This is a genomic window from Methylobacterium cerastii, assembly GCF_022179125.1.
Lineage (GTDB): Bacteria > Pseudomonadota > Alphaproteobacteria > Rhizobiales > Beijerinckiaceae > Methylobacterium > Methylobacterium cerastii.
Window position 1 is genome coordinate 1 of the sequence record NZ_BPQG01000010.1, and the last position, 13,868, is coordinate 13,868.

Sequence of the window (13,868 nt, forward strand, 5' to 3'; positions counted from 1 at the left end):
CAGTGGCGGCCGGCAGCTTGAACGATGAAGGCGCCCGATCGGGCCCCTTCATCGTTCAAGCTGCCGGCCGCCACTGGCCTGGTTTTACTCCGCCACAGCGGCCTGGAATTGGTCCGCCCTTTACACACGCGTCCTGGCGGAACAAGGCCTTACCCCTTCGGCGGACGACGATGGCATCCCGGGGAGCCCGCACGTCGGTGACCTGGCACATCACCTCGACGTCATCGCGGCCGGCCTTGGCGTTCTGGGAGACCGACATCCCCGTGGTGTGCGTGAAGGGCCCGTGTGCCTCCGTCGTCTCGACATACCACCGCGGCTGGGACCATGGACCCTCGTCGGCGACCGCGGCCGCGCCGGCGAGCAGGAACAGGAGGGATGAGATGACGACGTGGAGCATGACGGTATCCCCGGATCAAATGACGGCCCAGCACGAGCCGTCTGGGAGGAAGGAGGCGACGGCGGCCGCGCGGATCGGGCTGCCATCGGGAAGCGTGAAATCTGTCGACCGGTAGGGGCAGAAGCGCACCTGCAGCGCGCCGTTGGGGAGGCCGGATTCGGATGGGACGCCCCGGGCGTAGGCGATGACTTCGCGGGCCTGCCGCAGCCGAATCCGACGCACGCCCGGGAGGGAGACGATGAACGCGACGTCCCGGAGAACCAGCGCGGGGACGTGGCCGACGACCCGATTTTTGACGCGGACGGACCAGCAGGCCCGGGTCAAATTTCGGTAGACGTCGGGCATCGGGCGCCCTCCATCTCCTCGGCCAGGACCTGCGCCCGGGCCGCGACCGCCTCGGCCCGCTCCGGACGGATCAGGCCGTCCGCATCGAGCCGGGCGACCTTCAGGACGTAGAGCCGGGCCCGGCGGGGACGGAGCCGGCATTCCCGACCGGGCACCCAGGCCGCGCGAATCCGCGCTGCCGCCGTCGCGAGGTCACCGCGGTTCATGGCGATCCTCCGGAAGCTGCGGGAGTGCGAGCGCCAGCGTCACGGCGCGATTGGCCGCCACGAGGGCCTCGACGCCGGTGAGGACATGCTCGTCTGCGAGCCGCGTGACGTGCAGGACGTAGGCCTCCATCCCGTGGGCGACTTGAGCGTGGAGACGTCCCGAGGCGCGGTGCGCCCTGAGGATCTCCAAGAAGTAGTCGAGGACGGGGGCGTGGGAGCGATGCCGCATGATCGCCCCCTAGTTGGCCTGGCCGAGGTCGCGACCGTCCACGGCAACTTCCACGAGTTGCTGCAGGACGCGGACGCTGCCTCCGGACCAGTGCGAGCCGATCATTTCGAACTCGTCGGGCGTCAGGTCGGGGAGCCACACCGCATCGAGGCCGCGCTCGACCCGGAGTTCGGCAACGATGGCCCGGGCCAGGACCGGCAGGGACCGCGCCGTCGGCATCGGCATCTCGAAGACCCGGAATCTGGACAGGAGCGCCGGATCGAGACCGTCCACCGTGTTCGCCGTAGCGACGTACGAGACCGCCGACAGATCCACGGGGCATTCCAAGTAGGGGTCCTGGTACGCCCGGGCGGTCTCCCGCTCCGTCAGCCCGAGGACGCCGTCGGTGAGCTTGCCGTTGTCGGTGCGGGTGCCGGCGCGTGCGATCTCGTCGAGGACGATCAGCACCGAGGCGGCGCCCGCGCGACGGATCGCCTGGAGCGGGACGGATGCGCGACCCGTACTCCACATTCGACTGGTTCCGATGATCGAGGAGTCGCTGACCCCCGAGCACGCGTAGACCGTGACGGCGAGCCCGAGCTCTTCCCCGATCCGGCGGGCGAGGCGGCTCTTGCCCGAACCCGGCGCCCCGACGAGCAGGAAGGGCGACAGGTAGGCAAACTGCCGTCCCGCGAGGGGCGCCAGCACCGCGTCGATGATCCGCTCGCAGTCCGGGAACTCCCGCACGAGCCTCCTCTTCACTCGGGCGAGATCGGGGACCACGACCAGGGGGAGGCGCTTGCCCGCCATCGGGGCCCATTCGGCCCGTGCCGTCGTCCCGACGCTGCCGCCGGGGCGACCCTCGCCGCTCGTGGCGGACCCTGGCAGGTGGTCGACGGACGACAGCACCAGGAGTGACGGCCCAGCCTCGGCGCGGGCGGCCTCGATCTTCTGGAGCGCCGACTTCTTCTTCGCCTCGGTCGCCCAGGACGGCTCGGCAGGCGCCATGGCGAACTTGCCGGACATCTCGTCCCGGCCGAACGCGATGCAGGATTCGACGAAACCCGTAGGCCCGACGCCGGCGGTCCATTGACGGAAACGCAGATCGTGCCGGGCGTAGAGCGATGCGCCGATTGCTCCGAAGAGGAGGTCGTCCTCGCCCTTCTGGCGGTCGCGGGCATGCCGCCATGCCAACTCGACGTACGCCATGCGGACGTCGGCGTAGCCCATATCCGAGAGCAGGATCGTCAGCAGATCGAGGAGGTCCTGCTCCGCCCGGTCGTCGAACGCGAAGGCGAGATCATGGTCGGCGGTGACCGCGGTGTGGCATCCGACAGTGCGCTTGAGGATCTTCCAGGCCTCGTAGAGGCTCTCGGCGAACACCTTCTGTGCGCCGTCGGGATCGCGCTTGGCGTCGAGGCACGTGTTGATCGCCGCCCAGAGCGACATCACGAGCTCGTACAGCAGGTTCGAACCTGCGCACTGCATGACGAGCTCGTCGCGACTGCCGTCGTAGATCCCCGGGACGGTCGAGAGGAGCTCGGCCTGGAGTTGGCGAGGGTGGGAGTGTCGGTGGAAGGGCATGCCCAGGAGCAGGCCGCGCACGGACGGCGCGCCCACCCCATTACGGGGGGTCGTTCGCATATCGGGATTCCTTGTCCGGGCCGCCGGTGAAAACCGACGGCAGGGGGGCGAGAGTAGAGGAGAGGCGTTAAGCCGAGGTTACCGATCCCCGGGCGGCGGCAGCCTTTTCGCGCTCGCGGCGGGCGAAGGCGACCATGCTATTGGCGGTCTCAGAAAGGTGCGCCGCATAGGCGAGCGGATCTGTGATCTCGCCGTGGCGGTGCCGTTTCTCCTCATCTGAGAAGGGGCCGACATCGCCGTAGATCATGGCGACTCCCTGCAGGATGTGGCCCAGCGCCCGGGCGTGCTGATGCGCGGCCGCGCGTCCGAGCAGGACAAGGACCCAGGGCGGAAGGCCCCACTGTCGAATCCTGTCCCTGTTGCACGTCCGGGCGTTCAGGCCGGTGACGAGCGCCAAGGGCTTGCTCCACTCGCCCCCCAAAACCCGCGCCGCCGCGTAATCGACGGCATCGATTAGGGCCTCGGCGATCTCGCCGTGCGGCAGGGCCCGCCCGTCCACGTGCGCCGTCCGCCCAACATAGATGAGGGGGAATCCATCGAGCGTGCCGACGCATATCCCCTCCGGCATTTCGGGCATGGTTTGCAGGACGATCTTCATGGGGGCCTCCGAACGGAAAAGGGGCGAGCCGCATGGCCCGCCCCGGTATGCCTCACCGTCCAATCGATCAGGCGGCGACGTCCAGCCGGGACTCGATGCAGATCGAGAAGTCGGGCGCATTCTCGTCCCTGACGATGACCCGCTCGGCATCCCAGGAGATGAGACTGCCCACGTCGACAGGTGCAGGGCCGAAGGTCGGCACCTCGCCGCTGCCGGTATCATACAGCCACTTGTTCAGGCCGTCGGCGCCGAAGTACCGGCGGACCAACAGAAGTTCGGCGTAGACCTCATCGAGGCTGGAAGCGCGCCGGACGCGATCCTGGGCGATGATCGTGCACTGGGCGTTGTAGTTTTCGAGCATGCGCCGCGTCTGCATGGCGTCGGCCGCCGCGACGAGCGGTCCCCGGTCGAGCCCGTTCAACTCGGCGATCTCATCGACCTTCCAGGAATCCATGACCTCGTTCTCGATGCCCTCCTCGACGATGTCCCGAACGATGTCGTCGGCGGTGACGCGAGAGATGACGAGCTCGTCCCGAGCCTCCTCGACGGATTTGCCGAGGGTGGCGGCGAGCTCGGCGTAATCCCTGTAGCCGGCGGCCTTGGCGAAGAGGTCGAGGGCCTCCTCCTCGGTGGCGACGGCGTAGATGCTGCCGTAGGCCGGCGTGTCGATCCGGATGTAAGTGTTCATTGTGGGTCCCTCGTATCCACCGCGCCGGTTCATCCAACGCGCTAGTGTGCCTGTTATAAACAGGCACGGTGCGGACGCAAGACCTGAAACGACGAAGGCCCCGGCGATGCCAGGGCCTGTCGAAGGTGTGCCCCCCGCGATTGGGGGAAGGAAACTGTGAACCCGGGGGACTAGCCCACGACTTAAACAAAGGGTTGCCCCCCTGCCGGCGGGGGGGACGTAAAACCATGGGCGCGGTGAACTGCGCTTGCGAGGTTTGCCCCCGTTGCCGGGGATGAAGGTGAGCAAAGAGCTTGTTTCGTTCGAAGTCAACGAGGTTCGCTCCCCGAATCGACGGATGGGTGTATTTTCTGGGGATACGCCACGCGGCGTTCGGGTCTGCCGGTGCGGGCCGAGATGAAGGGGGTCCCGGCCAGGTGCGGGGGCCCCCTTCGGATTCCTGGAGGGGAAAGCCGTGGCTGAGATCCATGCATCCAAATACGGCGACGGGCCGGGCAACTTCCACGTCAACGCCTATGGCTCCACGCTGAACGTGGAGCTGACCTATCCGAACATCACGGTCGATGGCTGCCGGCACATCCATGTGAACCAGGAGAGCGTGCGCGCCAGCGACGGCATCCGCCTGTCCTACGACTACGACCGGGACGGCTGGAGCATCGAGCAGCAGGTCATGATCGACCTCGGCGGCTGCATGGATACCCCGAACCCCGACGAGTGGATCGAGGTCGCCTTCGTTCGCTCGTGGAGCCTGGTGCGTGAGCAGAACGGTGAGGCCGCCTGATCATGCAGACGGCCATCCATCCCGCTCGCACCATGCCCTTCGGCGATCTGATCGCCGGCCTGGAGAAGGCCCGGGCCGCCGGCCTCGTCAGCCGGAAGACCTGTCCTGAGACCGGCTTGGTCCTCTACTGTTACACGCAGCGCTGCGTGTACGACCACGGATGGGATGCCTTCACGCTGCTCGCCCGCGGCCTGATCGTATGCCCATACCGTTGCGCCGTCATCGCGACCCCCTTCCCAAAGTTCTTCAACGTCGGGGAGCGCCATGCGACCGTCCCGGACCTCCCGTTCGAGGCGTTCGAGAAGCTCGACGGCAGCCTGATCATCGCCTTCCACGACGACGGCAAGTGGCGGGCCGCGACCAAGGGGGCGTTCGACAGCTCGCAGGCCGTGTGGGCCCAGGCGCGCCTCGACGCGATGGACACCTCGGCCCTGGTGCCCGGGACGACCTACCTGTTCGAGGCCATCTACCCGGAGAACGTCATCGTCGTCCGGTACCCGGAGGCGGGCCTGTCGCTGCTGGCAGCCTACGACGCGTCCGGGCGCGAGATGCCCTTCGCCGAGCTCATGGATCTCGGGGAGGCGAGCCACTTCGCCTTCAAGGTCGTCCAGCGCCATGCGTTCATATCCCTCGCGGAGATGATCACCACGGCCGTGGCGTTGCCCCGGGATAAGGAAGGCTTCGTCATCCGCTTCGCCGACGGCACCAGGGTCAAGGTCAAGGGCGACGAGTACAAGCGCCTCCACGGCGTGATCAGCCGCTGCACGCCCCTGGCGGTGTGGGACGTCATGGCCGCCGGCGGGGATCTCGAAGAGATGCGCCGGGACCTGCCCGAGGAATTCTGGGCGGACTTCGATCAGATCGCCGTCGTCCTGCAGGCCCGGTACCTCAAGCTGATCTCGGGCGTGAGCCTTGCCGCGGAGTTGGCTGCCGGCCTCTCGGACAAGGAGCTGGGTCTGCGCCTGTCCGAGGTGCCCGACCCGATCCGCCCGTTCCTCTTTCCCTTCCGCAAGGCCACCACCGACGAGGCCCGGGAGAAGCTACGGCTGGCCATGCTTCGGACGATCCGGCCGAACGGGAACCTGCTGGACGGATACGTTCCGTCCTACGCGATCAACAACGCTCTCGATGAGGCCGCCTGACCATGCCCGTCTTCGAGGTCACCTCCCGCGTTACCCGACGCTCTCTCATGAACCGCACGAAGGACGAGCTCGCCCACCAGGTGATGGAGCTCCTCTGCGAGCTCGACATAGAGCGGGCCCGACACGCCGCGGATGCCAAGGCGCTGCGGGCGGTCATCCAACACGTTCGGCCCGGGGCGAACATCGTCCGCGTGGATGAGCCCACGACCGGACACCACCGCTACGAGCTCTGGACGAATCTGACGCCGAAGCCAGCCGGACACGCTGTGTTCCTGTCCGAGGTTCGGGGCGTGGCTTGGACAGATGGATCTGAGCGCACCCGAGATACCGCCCTACCAGCAGTGTGGTCCGCCCATGGCTGAGCGCACCACGCATTCCTACCGGGTCAAGACCACCGACTGGCATACCCTGGCCGGTCGCGGTCGCGGCGTTCTCGTCAAGGCGACTTGGGATCGGCACAAGATCGGAGACGTCGTCCTGATCTACACCCAAGGTGTCGGTGAGGCATCGCATCTTGAGGCCGCGGAACACTGGAAGGTCATCGGGAAGGAGGGCTCTGTGGGCGCCTCGCTGACCGCCCTGATAGTCCGCCGGGCGAAGCTGGAGGAGGTGCTTCCGCCCGAGCTTGATCCCACGACCATGACCGAGCCGGAGCGGATGAAGGAGGCCTCCAGGCAGGTCTACGAGATCCTCAGCGACCTTACGGCGTCGTCGGTATGGAGAGGAACGCGGTCAACCAGTTTCGGGAGAAAGTCCGCCGCCTGAAGGCCACCATCGTCGGCATCGAGTTCGAGCCGGATTGCGACCACCGCTGGGATTGGCCCGACGGCACAGCCCGGCATGGGAGGCCACCTGCAGCATGACCTACGCATGGAGCATGACGGACGGGGATCATGCGGACGACGGCTACACGGCCGACGATCTCCAACCGCACGGATGGTCCCCCGGGGGGTACGTCGGCACCTGCAAGGTATGCGGCGGGAGGGCCTTTGGAGCGAAGCGCGTCCGGTGCTGCCGTTCCTGCGCGGTGAGGGCCCTGGAGGCCGAGCGCGCCAAGCCGCCTGTCGTCGAGCGGCGGGAGTTCTGGTGGATCACCTCGGAACGGTGGGGCCACCCGAACCAGACTCCGGCCGAGATCATCTTCAGGGATGACGTCGCGTCTCAGGTCTTCGCCGTCGGCGCCGACGAGATCTACCGGGCCGAGGATTGCGTGCTGATCGAGCGGGTGCTCCCGGCCGGGCACGCCGCGGCTGCGGTCGAGAAGCTGCAAGCGGCCTCTTTCAATACGGGCTGCCCGAGGACTGGCTACGTCATCGACGAGGCCATCGAACTCCTGCAGGGCGGATTGCCCGTATGACCGACCGCACCATCCAAGAAAGGCTGCGCCTGGCCGCCGAGCCGGACTGGCAGGGATTCCCACAGTTTGGAAGGCGGACAGCCGAGCTCCTGCAGGAAGCGGCCGCCGAGATCGAGAGCCTTCGGATCGCACTCGACGCTGCGGTGTCCCTGCTGAACGAAGGGGAGCGTGTGGAGCCATGACCGAACGCACCGAAAACTGGTGGGTCCGAGTCCGGCACGAGGACGGCTCGCCCGGCGGGATGCAGCTTGCCGAGGTCGACTTCGAAGGAGACGACCCGCGACAAGCGCGCTTCATGGCCACGTGCGCGTCCCTGGGGTCGGATGAGATGGCGGGCCTCACCCTCGTCGAGCAGGTTCACCCGCCCGGGCGCGCCCTGACCATGGAGGCGATCCACCAGGCGGTCGCCGCATCCTCCCTGCATGGCACCGGCTACGTCGGGCGATTGCAGGCCTGCGAGGATGAGAGCCTGGACGAAAACCTGGAGCCGATCAGCCGGGCGATGTTCACGCTGATCGACGGATACTTCGACCTGCAGCGCGTCGCCGAGATCCTCCAGGGCAAGGAGAATCAGGCATGATGCTCGCCAACATCATCGAGGGACTCGGCATCCTGGCAAAGCACTTCACTGAGCTCGCGGACTACAAGTCCGGGTCCGATCAGTACCAGTTCAACGTCTGCGCCACCGACACGCCACTCACGACGGATGAGGTGGCGCGGATGGATGATTTGGGCTGGTTCCAGCCGGACGCGGAAGAGGATGAGGCATACGACCCGAGCCAGGGATGGTCGTTCTTCACATAACGCTGAGCAACGCGTCACCGAGATCCTGAACCGAGGGGAGCCCTGAGCATTACGAATCGCGAGATCACCACCAACGGGTGGACCGTCGACGACCATCGGCGAGCCGAGCAGATCCGAACGGACCGCGGCATGGCGCGAACGGTCATCTTCGACGAGGTCGACCCTGAACCGTGGAAGGGTGCTCTGACGCCGGGGATCGCGGCCCTGACCGTCGAATGGAACGCGGTGCAGGCCGCTACCCTGACGCCCGATCAGCAGCGTGCCGTCAATCGCGGGGCGCACCTCGCGGTCTTCGGCACGGAGCCGCCGGCCGGGGAGCCAATCGATTTCCGAAAGGCGTTCCCCGGCGGGGTCATCGTGCTCTAGGCCTCGGGCGCGCCGTGCGGGTGGAACCGCCGCCAGTTGATGTGAGCCCGGGGCGCGTCCGTGCCCGCCTTGTAGAGGTCATCCCGCCGCTGGTTTAGCGCCTCGATGGCCGCCCGTGCCTTCTCGTGCGCCTGCACGGATTCCTTCAGGCCCCAGAGCATTTCGTCCGTGATGCCCGAGGCCTCCTCGAACAGGCCGCGGATACGGGCGTCGTCTTCCCTCGTTCGGCACAGACCGTCGATCAGCGAACCCCACTCACCGGACGTGCACCGTTCATCCGTGCGGAACTCGGCCAGGTCCTCGACCAGGACCTTCATGTCCTCCTGGGTCGGTTTCCGCCCGCCGCCGCAGCCGGAGCTCATGCCGCAATTTCCCAGGCTGTCGTGCCAGGCGGATAGATTGGTCCTCTCTCCGTCGGCCAAGATCATCTCGCGCCTGAGGTGGGCGCGGTCGTCGGCGGTCAACTGCTCGACGACGTAGTCCCCGACGTAACGGAGCGAGGTACGCTCCCTGATACCGGAGCGGGACATCCAGGGCGCGCTGCCCCACGACGGATGGGGCATGCGGTCGAGCGCGTCCTTCAATCGCCGCATCTCGATCCCGCGCCGCAGGAGGTCCGACGGTGTCGAGACCGCCCCCCGGCACTCCATGATCTGTGCATCCCGCTCGACTTGCCAGGGCTGCCTGCTCTCGGATGATGTCCAATACGAATAAAAGTTCTCCTCCCAGAAAGGAGGTCGCATGGAGATCGGCACGCAGGGGTAAAGTGACATGGCACCCTGGATAGGGGGCAATGATTACGTGGAGGTAAGATCCTACGGTTACTCGAAATGGAATCCGTCCCCGGAGGCCATCACAGTGAACGACACCGAAATCCCGGACTCGACTTGGCTCGCCAAGATCCTGGAAAGCAGCCGCCTCGGGGGCGATCCCGAGCGGGATCATGCCGGCGTCGATGCCGTGTTCGCCGTCTGGCTGACGGGTGACGCCCAGGAAACCGTGAACGCGCGCATGATCCGCGGCCGGGCCATCGTCCCGGGCAGGCCGGGGATCTCGCTGTCGGCCGAGGCGGTCACGGAGGCCGCGCAGGCCATCGACATGCAGATGGAGATCGGCGACGCGATGGACGACGGCCCGTCGGTGCCGGCCGCGTGGCGGGCGTTCATCGCCGAGGCGGGATGAGGGGGGGGGGGACCAGCCTCAAGGGCGGCCCAACAGGGCTGCGGCTGGTATCAAACTGGTATCACCGCCCGTCGGGGCGTAGCGTTAACCAGCTAAGTGCTTGAAGGTAAATGGAGCGGGCGGCGGGAATCGAACCCGCATATTCAGCTTGGGAAGCTGACGTTCTACCACTGAACTACGCCCGCGCCGGACCGCGTTTCGGCAGCGCGGCTGGACCATAGCAGAGCCGCCGGCGTTGTCCACGGGTTCGACGTTGCGACGAGGCTGGATCCGGCGGTGGTGCCCAGAGCCGTCGGCGCAGTCTTGCGCTGTGCCTTTGCCCTCCGCAGACGGTCTCCCTCCGTCCCCTCCGTTCCCATGGCGTCGGCGTTCCACTATCACCCCTGGACACGTACCCGCGATGCCTGCGGCGTCCGCCTGATTGGGTGGCGCCGGCCGAGGATTGATCCGAGATCCATGGACGCCCCTTCCCCCCAGGCCGCGCCCGCGGACAACCCCGCGCGGCTGATCCTCGCCTCCGCCTCGCCGCGCCGGCTCGCCCTGTTGCAGCAGATCGGCATCGAGCCGGACGCGCTGCTCCCCGCCGACGTGGACGAGACCCCGCTGAAATCCGAATCGCCGCGCGAGCTCGCCCGGCGCCTCGCGCGGGCGAAGCTCGCCGCCGCGCAGGGCGCTTTGCACCTGCACGCACACGGCGCCAGGAGCTGGGTCCTCTCCGCCGACACGGTGGTGGCGGTGGGCCGGCGCGTGCTGCCGAAGGCCGAGGTGCCCGACGAGGCCGCCGACTGCCTGCGCCTGCTCTCCGGCCGGCAGCACCGGGTGTTCACGGCCGTGTGCCTGCTCTCGCCGAAGGGGGCGCGACGCGAGCGGATCGTCGAGAGCCGGGTGCGGTTCAAGCGGCTGTCGCAGCGCGAGATGAGCGGCTATCTCGCCTCCGGCGAATGGCGCGGTAAGGCCGGCGGCTACGCAATCCAGGGCTTGGCCGGCGCCTTCGTGGTCAAGCTCGTCGGCTCGCATTCGGCCGTCGTCGGCCTGCCGCTCTACGAGACGATGGCGCTCCTGGACGGCGAGGGCTTCCCGGTGCGCGCCGGCTGGAGCGCGATGGCATGAGTGCGCCCGCGAAGCTTCCCTCCTGCCCGATCTGCGGAAAGCCCGCCGACCCGAAGCTGAAGCCGTTCTGCTCGGAGCGCTGCTCGGACATCGACCTCGGGCGCTGGCTGAGCGACCGCTACGTCATCCCGGCCTCGGAGGACGAGGACGACGGCGACCTGCCGCCCGCCCGGAAACCCGAATCCGAATAGCCGAAAAATCATCGGCCCAGCTTGCGGGATCAGGCTGGACAGGTCGGGGGGCACTGACTATACCCCCGCTCCAGTCGAAGCCGCCAAGCGGTCCGGCGAAGGCCCAGGTAGCTCAGTTGGTAGAGCATGCGACTGAAAATCGCAGTGTCGGCGGTTCGACTCCGTCCCTGGGCACCATCTCTTCTCTTCCGCTGAAACGAGTCATCCGCCCCTGACCTTCTATGGGCGGCTCTGCGCGTTTCGCCGCCGCCTCAGCCGGCTGCCTCCTCAATCTCTTCGCACAGCGACGCCGCCGCGCTCAGGTCGTCCGGTGTGTTGACGTTGTGGAACGGGTCGAACCGCGAGACCGGCCATCGCACCACCGTCGCACCGTGGCGCTCGATGAAGCCGCCGACGCGGCGCTCTCCGCGTTCGACGTGGGCGGCGCGGAGGTCTTCCCGCAGACGCAAGGGCCAAAGGGCGACGGTGTAGTGTTGCCGCTCGCCAGAGGCGGCGAGCACGATCGCGGCCTTGTCCCGGGCGGCGGCGAGGCGGGCGATCAGGTCGTGCGGCAGGAACGGCGCGTCGCCCGAGACGCTGGCGACGTATTCGACGTTGGGATGGAACGCGGCGGCGTGGTCGAGCCCGGCCAGGATGCCGGCGAGCGGCCCGGGATGGCCGGGGACGCCGTCCGGCAGGATTGGTCCCGGAAAGCCCGTGAACCGCGTCGGATCGCCGTTGGCACTGAGGGCCACTCCAGACGCGCATTGCGGCGCGAGCCGTTCGGTCACGCGTTCCAGCAGGGTCCGCCCGGCGAGCGGGAGCAAAACCTTGTCGCCGCCGCCCATGCGCCGGGCGAGGCCGCCGGCCAGGATCAGGCCCAGGACCGGCGGCATCACGGGGCTACTCGAACACGATCTTCGGCGCGGCCCGGCCGGCCGGCGCGGCGTTGAGGTTGTCCCAGAGCTTGGCGGCGATCTCGCGGTAGACCCTGGCCTGCGGTCCGTCGGGCGCGACCGCGACGACCGGCTGGCCGGCATCCGACGATTCGCGGATCGTCATGTTCAGCGGCACCTCGCCGAGGAACGGCACGCCGAGGCGCTGCGCCTCGATCCGCGCGCCGCCATGTCCGAAGATGTGCGATTCATGGTTGCAGTTCGGGCACACGAAGGTCGCCATGTTCTCGATCACGCCGAGGATCGGCACCGCGACCTTCTTGAACATGGTCACGCCGCGGCGCGCATCGATCAGCGCGAGGTCCTGCGGCGTCGAGACGATGACGGCGCCCGACAGCGGCGTCGCCTGCGCCATGGTGAGCTGCGCGTCGCCGGTGCCCGGCGGCATGTCGACGATCAGCACGTCGAGCTCGCCCCAGAGCACGTCGCGCAGCATCTGCGTCAGCGCCGACTGCACCATCGGGCCGCGCCAGATCATCGCCGTCTCCGGCTCGATCAGGAAGCCGATCGACATCACCTTAAGGCCGTAGCCTTCCATCGGCTCCATGCTGCGGTTGTCGACCACCTTCGGCTTGCCGGAAAGGCCGAACAGCTTCGGCACCGAAGGCCCGTAGATGTCGGCGTCGAGCAGGCCGACCTTCAGGCCCTGCGCCTTCAGGGCAAGTGCGATGTTGCAGGCGGTGGTGGACTTGCCGACGCCGCCCTTGCCCGAGGCCACGGCCACGATGTGGCGAACCCCCGGCAGGGCCGGACCCTGGCCGGGAGGCGCGCCTGGCCGCGGCGGAGCGGCGGTGACCGGGACCGGCGCCGCCTTGCTCTGCTCCGGCATGCCGGGCCCGCGCTCGGACGTGAGGCTGGCGAACACGCCGGACACGCCGGGCATCGACAGGACCTTGCCCTCGGCCGATCGGCGGATCGGCTCGAAGCGGGCGGCCTCGCTCGCGTCGATGAGGATCGAGAACATCACGCGGTTGGTCGGGTCGACCACCACCTGCGAGAGCCGGCCGGAAGCCGGCAGCGTGGTTCCGGCGGCATCGATGGTCACGGCCTGCAGGGCAAGCAGTACGTCGTCTCGGGTGATCGCCACGGTCTGGCTCCTTCGCCGGGTCCGGCGGCTCGAGATCTCGAAAGGGATGGTTCCGGCCCATGTAAACAGCCGGGCCGGAAACGCCAGCCGCAGCAGGCACGACGCCGTGCGGCCCCTGTGCGCAGGCGATCGAACCAACCGATGCGTCATCCGTTGTGACACGACCGCCGGCGCGGGCGGCAGGGAGAGCCGACGCGCCGTCACCATCTGGAGAGACCACTGCGATGCATCAGGGCAACCACCGCGACCACGAGGGCGCGAAGAAGCTGTTCGAGCTGGTGAAGGACGTGAAGGTGGCGATGATGACCACCGCCGACTCCGACGGCACGCTCAACAGCCGTCCGATGTGGAACAACGACATCGACGAGAACGGCGACCTGTGGTTCTTTACCAAGCTGCACTCGCCCAAGACCGCCGAGATCAGCCGGGACAACCAGATCAACCTGTCGTACTCCGACCCGTCGAGCCAGACCTACGTCTCGATCGCCGGTAAGGCCGAGATCGTCAGCGACCAGGCGATCGTCGACGCCAAGTGGACCGAGAGCCTGAAGACCTGGTTCCCGAACGGCAAGGACGACCCCGAGGTCGCACTGCTCCGCATCCACCCCGAGCAGGGCGAGTACTGGGACAGCCCCAACAGCAAGATGCTGCACCTGTTTGGCTACGTGAAGGCCACGCTCACCGGCGAGAGCCCGAAGACCGAGACCAAGAAGGTCGACCTGGCCTGAGCGATCCGTCCAGATCGCATCTGAGCCATCGCAGGCGGCGTGCTCCCACCGGGTGCGCCGCCTTTTCGTTGCGCGGAGCGGCGACCTCCGTTGACACCG

The 13,868-nt window shown here is 67.7% G+C and carries 22 protein-coding genes and 2 tRNA genes; 13 read left to right on the forward strand and 11 right to left on the reverse strand.

The features are described from left to right. Nucleotides 1-55 precede the first annotated feature (55 nt). From MFF13_RS05170 to MFF13_RS05200, 7 genes are all read right to left on the reverse strand, one after another. Nucleotides 56-397, reverse strand: a complete 342-nt coding sequence (locus tag MFF13_RS05170; RefSeq protein ID WP_238271164.1) for a hypothetical protein — start codon at nt 395-397, stop codon at nt 56-58. A 15-nt stretch (nt 398-412) separates the two neighbouring features. Further along, on the reverse strand, nt 413-742 hold the full coding sequence (locus MFF13_RS05175; protein ID WP_238271166.1) for a L5-gp82 domain-containing phage-derived protein: 330 nt from the start codon (nt 740-742) through the stop codon (nt 413-415). After that, nucleotides 718-948 (reverse strand): hypothetical protein, encoded by a 231-nt coding sequence (locus MFF13_RS05180; RefSeq protein ID WP_147853474.1) that lies wholly within the window; start codon nt 946-948, stop codon nt 718-720. Before MFF13_RS05180 ends, MFF13_RS05175 begins: the two co-directional genes overlap by 25 nt. Then, a complete protein-coding gene (locus tag MFF13_RS05185; protein WP_147853473.1) occupies nt 935-1,177 on the reverse strand; it encodes a hypothetical protein in 243 nt (80 codons plus the stop codon). Before MFF13_RS05185 ends, MFF13_RS05180 begins: the two co-directional genes overlap by 14 nt. Nucleotides 1,178-1,186: 9 nt before the next feature. After that, entirely contained in the window at nt 1,187-2,800 is a 1,614-nt protein-coding gene (locus tag MFF13_RS05190) for an AAA family ATPase (protein WP_238271168.1), read from the reverse strand. A 67-nt stretch (nt 2,801-2,867) separates the two neighbouring features. Next, a complete protein-coding gene (locus MFF13_RS05195) occupies nt 2,868-3,398 on the reverse strand; it encodes a hypothetical protein (protein ID WP_238271170.1) in 531 nt (176 codons plus the stop codon). Between the two features lie 67 nt (nt 3,399-3,465). Then, nucleotides 3,466-4,086, reverse strand: coding sequence for a hypothetical protein (locus MFF13_RS05200; protein ID WP_238271173.1), 621 nt, complete (start codon nt 4,084-4,086; stop codon nt 3,466-3,468). A 454-nt stretch (nt 4,087-4,540) separates the two neighbouring features. On the opposite strand from MFF13_RS05200, the gene MFF13_RS05205 reads away from it, so the two are divergent. The 8 genes from MFF13_RS05205 (at nt 4,541) to MFF13_RS05240 (ending at nt 8,536) form a co-directional block, all read left to right on the forward strand. Then, a complete protein-coding gene (locus tag MFF13_RS05205) occupies nt 4,541-4,867 on the forward strand; it encodes a hypothetical protein (protein ID WP_238271175.1) in 327 nt (108 codons plus the stop codon). A 2-nt stretch (nt 4,868-4,869) separates the two neighbouring features. After that, nucleotides 4,870-6,009: an RNA ligase gene (locus tag MFF13_RS05210; RefSeq protein WP_238271178.1), complete on the forward strand. Its 1,140-nt coding sequence runs from the start codon at nt 4,870-4,872 to the stop codon at nt 6,007-6,009. A 354-nt stretch (nt 6,010-6,363) separates the two neighbouring features. Beyond that, nucleotides 6,364-6,774 carry a hypothetical protein gene (locus MFF13_RS05215; RefSeq protein WP_238271180.1) on the forward strand — a complete coding sequence of 137 codons (411 nt, stop codon included), beginning with the start codon at nt 6,364-6,366 and terminating at the stop codon, nt 6,772-6,774. 94 nt (nt 6,775-6,868) lie between these two features. Then, entirely contained in the window at nt 6,869-7,366 is a 498-nt protein-coding gene (locus tag MFF13_RS05220) for a hypothetical protein (RefSeq protein ID WP_238271181.1), read from the forward strand. Then, nucleotides 7,363-7,548 carry a hypothetical protein gene (locus MFF13_RS05225; protein ID WP_238271183.1) on the forward strand — a complete coding sequence of 62 codons (186 nt, stop codon included), beginning with the start codon at nt 7,363-7,365 and terminating at the stop codon, nt 7,546-7,548. Before MFF13_RS05220 ends, MFF13_RS05225 begins: the two co-directional genes overlap by 4 nt. Then, a complete protein-coding gene (locus MFF13_RS05230) occupies nt 7,545-7,946 on the forward strand; it encodes a hypothetical protein (RefSeq protein WP_238271185.1) in 402 nt (133 codons plus the stop codon). Before MFF13_RS05225 ends, MFF13_RS05230 begins: the two co-directional genes overlap by 4 nt. Next, nucleotides 7,943-8,170, forward strand: a complete 228-nt coding sequence (locus tag MFF13_RS05235) for a hypothetical protein (protein WP_147853464.1) — start codon at nt 7,943-7,945, stop codon at nt 8,168-8,170. Before MFF13_RS05230 ends, MFF13_RS05235 begins: the two co-directional genes overlap by 4 nt. Before the next feature lie 129 nt (nt 8,171-8,299). Then, nucleotides 8,300-8,536 carry a hypothetical protein gene (locus MFF13_RS05240; RefSeq protein ID WP_238271187.1) on the forward strand — a complete coding sequence of 79 codons (237 nt, stop codon included), beginning with the start codon at nt 8,300-8,302 and terminating at the stop codon, nt 8,534-8,536. Here MFF13_RS05240 and MFF13_RS05245 read toward each other — a convergent pair. Beyond that, entirely contained in the window at nt 8,533-9,129 is a 597-nt protein-coding gene (locus MFF13_RS05245) for a hypothetical protein (protein WP_238271189.1), read from the reverse strand. The two genes, MFF13_RS05240 and MFF13_RS05245, sit on opposite strands and share 4 nt — an antisense overlap. Before the next feature lie 265 nt (nt 9,130-9,394). Here MFF13_RS05245 and MFF13_RS05250 point away from each other — a divergent pair, with 265 nt between their 5' ends. Beyond that, nucleotides 9,395-9,718 (forward strand): hypothetical protein, encoded by a 324-nt coding sequence (locus MFF13_RS05250; protein WP_238271191.1) that lies wholly within the window; start codon nt 9,395-9,397, stop codon nt 9,716-9,718. Between the two features lie 111 nt (nt 9,719-9,829). On the opposite strand, the gene MFF13_RS05255 is transcribed toward MFF13_RS05250, so the two are convergent. After that, nucleotides 9,830-9,903 (reverse strand) — tRNA-Gly (locus MFF13_RS05255). 271 nt (nt 9,904-10,174) lie between these two features. Between MFF13_RS05255 and MFF13_RS05260 the strand changes: the two genes are divergently transcribed. From MFF13_RS05260 to MFF13_RS05270, 3 genes are all read left to right on the forward strand, one after another. Then, nucleotides 10,175-10,828 (forward strand): Maf-like protein, encoded by a 654-nt coding sequence (locus MFF13_RS05260; protein ID WP_147752175.1) that lies wholly within the window; start codon nt 10,175-10,177, stop codon nt 10,826-10,828. Beyond that, nucleotides 10,825-11,019: a DNA gyrase inhibitor YacG gene (locus MFF13_RS05265; RefSeq protein ID WP_147752176.1), complete on the forward strand. Its 195-nt coding sequence runs from the start codon at nt 10,825-10,827 to the stop codon at nt 11,017-11,019. The genes MFF13_RS05260 and MFF13_RS05265 overlap by 4 nt, the downstream gene beginning before the upstream one ends. Before the next feature lie 101 nt (nt 11,020-11,120). Beyond that, nucleotides 11,121-11,196: transfer RNA gene (locus MFF13_RS05270), tRNA-Phe, on the forward strand. A gap of 74 nt (nt 11,197-11,270) precedes the next feature. On the opposite strand, the gene mobA is transcribed toward MFF13_RS05270, so the two are convergent. Then, entirely contained in the window at nt 11,271-11,894 is a 624-nt protein-coding gene (gene mobA, locus MFF13_RS05275; RefSeq protein ID WP_147752177.1) for a molybdenum cofactor guanylyltransferase MobA, read from the reverse strand. Between the two features lie 7 nt (nt 11,895-11,901). Then, on the reverse strand, nt 11,902-13,041 hold the full coding sequence (locus tag MFF13_RS05280; RefSeq protein ID WP_147763571.1) for an Mrp/NBP35 family ATP-binding protein: 1,140 nt from the start codon (nt 13,039-13,041) through the stop codon (nt 11,902-11,904). A 224-nt stretch (nt 13,042-13,265) separates the two neighbouring features. Between MFF13_RS05280 and MFF13_RS05285 the strand changes: the two genes are divergently transcribed. Then, nucleotides 13,266-13,769, forward strand: a complete 504-nt coding sequence (locus MFF13_RS05285; protein ID WP_147752179.1) for a pyridoxamine 5'-phosphate oxidase family protein — start codon at nt 13,266-13,268, stop codon at nt 13,767-13,769. Nucleotides 13,770-13,868 lie beyond the last annotated feature (99 nt).

Coding starts and splice junctions, on each gene's coding strand:
- MFF13_RS05170 (WP_238271164.1), bottom strand. CDS start 397: ATGCTCCACGTCGTCATCTCATCCCTCCTGTTCCTGCTCGCCGGCGCG.
- MFF13_RS05175 (WP_238271166.1), bottom strand. CDS start 742: ATGCCCGACGTCTACCGAAATTTGACCCGGGCCTGCTGGTCCGTCCGC.
- MFF13_RS05180 (WP_147853474.1), bottom strand. CDS start 948: ATGAACCGCGGTGACCTCGCGACGGCGGCAGCGCGGATTCGCGCGGCC.
- MFF13_RS05185 (WP_147853473.1), bottom strand. CDS start 1,177: ATGCGGCATCGCTCCCACGCCCCCGTCCTCGACTACTTCTTGGAGATC.
- MFF13_RS05190 (WP_238271168.1), bottom strand. CDS start 2,800: ATGCGAACGACCCCCCGTAATGGGGTGGGCGCGCCGTCCGTGCGCGGC.
- MFF13_RS05195 (WP_238271170.1), bottom strand. CDS start 3,398: ATGAAGATCGTCCTGCAAACCATGCCCGAAATGCCGGAGGGGATATGC.
- MFF13_RS05200 (WP_238271173.1), bottom strand. CDS start 4,086: ATGAACACTTACATCCGGATCGACACGCCGGCCTACGGCAGCATCTAC.
- MFF13_RS05210 (WP_238271178.1), top strand. CDS start 4,870: ATGCAGACGGCCATCCATCCCGCTCGCACCATGCCCTTCGGCGATCTG.
- MFF13_RS05215 (WP_238271180.1), top strand. CDS start 6,364: ATGGCTGAGCGCACCACGCATTCCTACCGGGTCAAGACCACCGACTGG.
- MFF13_RS05220 (WP_238271181.1), top strand. CDS start 6,869: ATGACCTACGCATGGAGCATGACGGACGGGGATCATGCGGACGACGGC.
- MFF13_RS05225 (WP_238271183.1), top strand. CDS start 7,363: ATGACCGACCGCACCATCCAAGAAAGGCTGCGCCTGGCCGCCGAGCCG.
- MFF13_RS05230 (WP_238271185.1), top strand. CDS start 7,545: ATGACCGAACGCACCGAAAACTGGTGGGTCCGAGTCCGGCACGAGGAC.
- MFF13_RS05235 (WP_147853464.1), top strand. CDS start 7,943: ATGATGCTCGCCAACATCATCGAGGGACTCGGCATCCTGGCAAAGCAC.
- MFF13_RS05240 (WP_238271187.1), top strand. CDS start 8,300: ATGGCGCGAACGGTCATCTTCGACGAGGTCGACCCTGAACCGTGGAAG.
- MFF13_RS05245 (WP_238271189.1), bottom strand. CDS start 9,129: ATGCGGCGATTGAAGGACGCGCTCGACCGCATGCCCCATCCGTCGTGG.
- MFF13_RS05260 (WP_147752175.1), top strand. CDS start 10,175: ATGGACGCCCCTTCCCCCCAGGCCGCGCCCGCGGACAACCCCGCGCGG.
- MFF13_RS05265 (WP_147752176.1), top strand. CDS start 10,825: ATGAGTGCGCCCGCGAAGCTTCCCTCCTGCCCGATCTGCGGAAAGCCC.
- mobA (WP_147752177.1), bottom strand. CDS start 11,894: ATGCCGCCGGTCCTGGGCCTGATCCTGGCCGGCGGCCTCGCCCGGCGC.
- MFF13_RS05285 (WP_147752179.1), top strand. CDS start 13,266: ATGCATCAGGGCAACCACCGCGACCACGAGGGCGCGAAGAAGCTGTTC.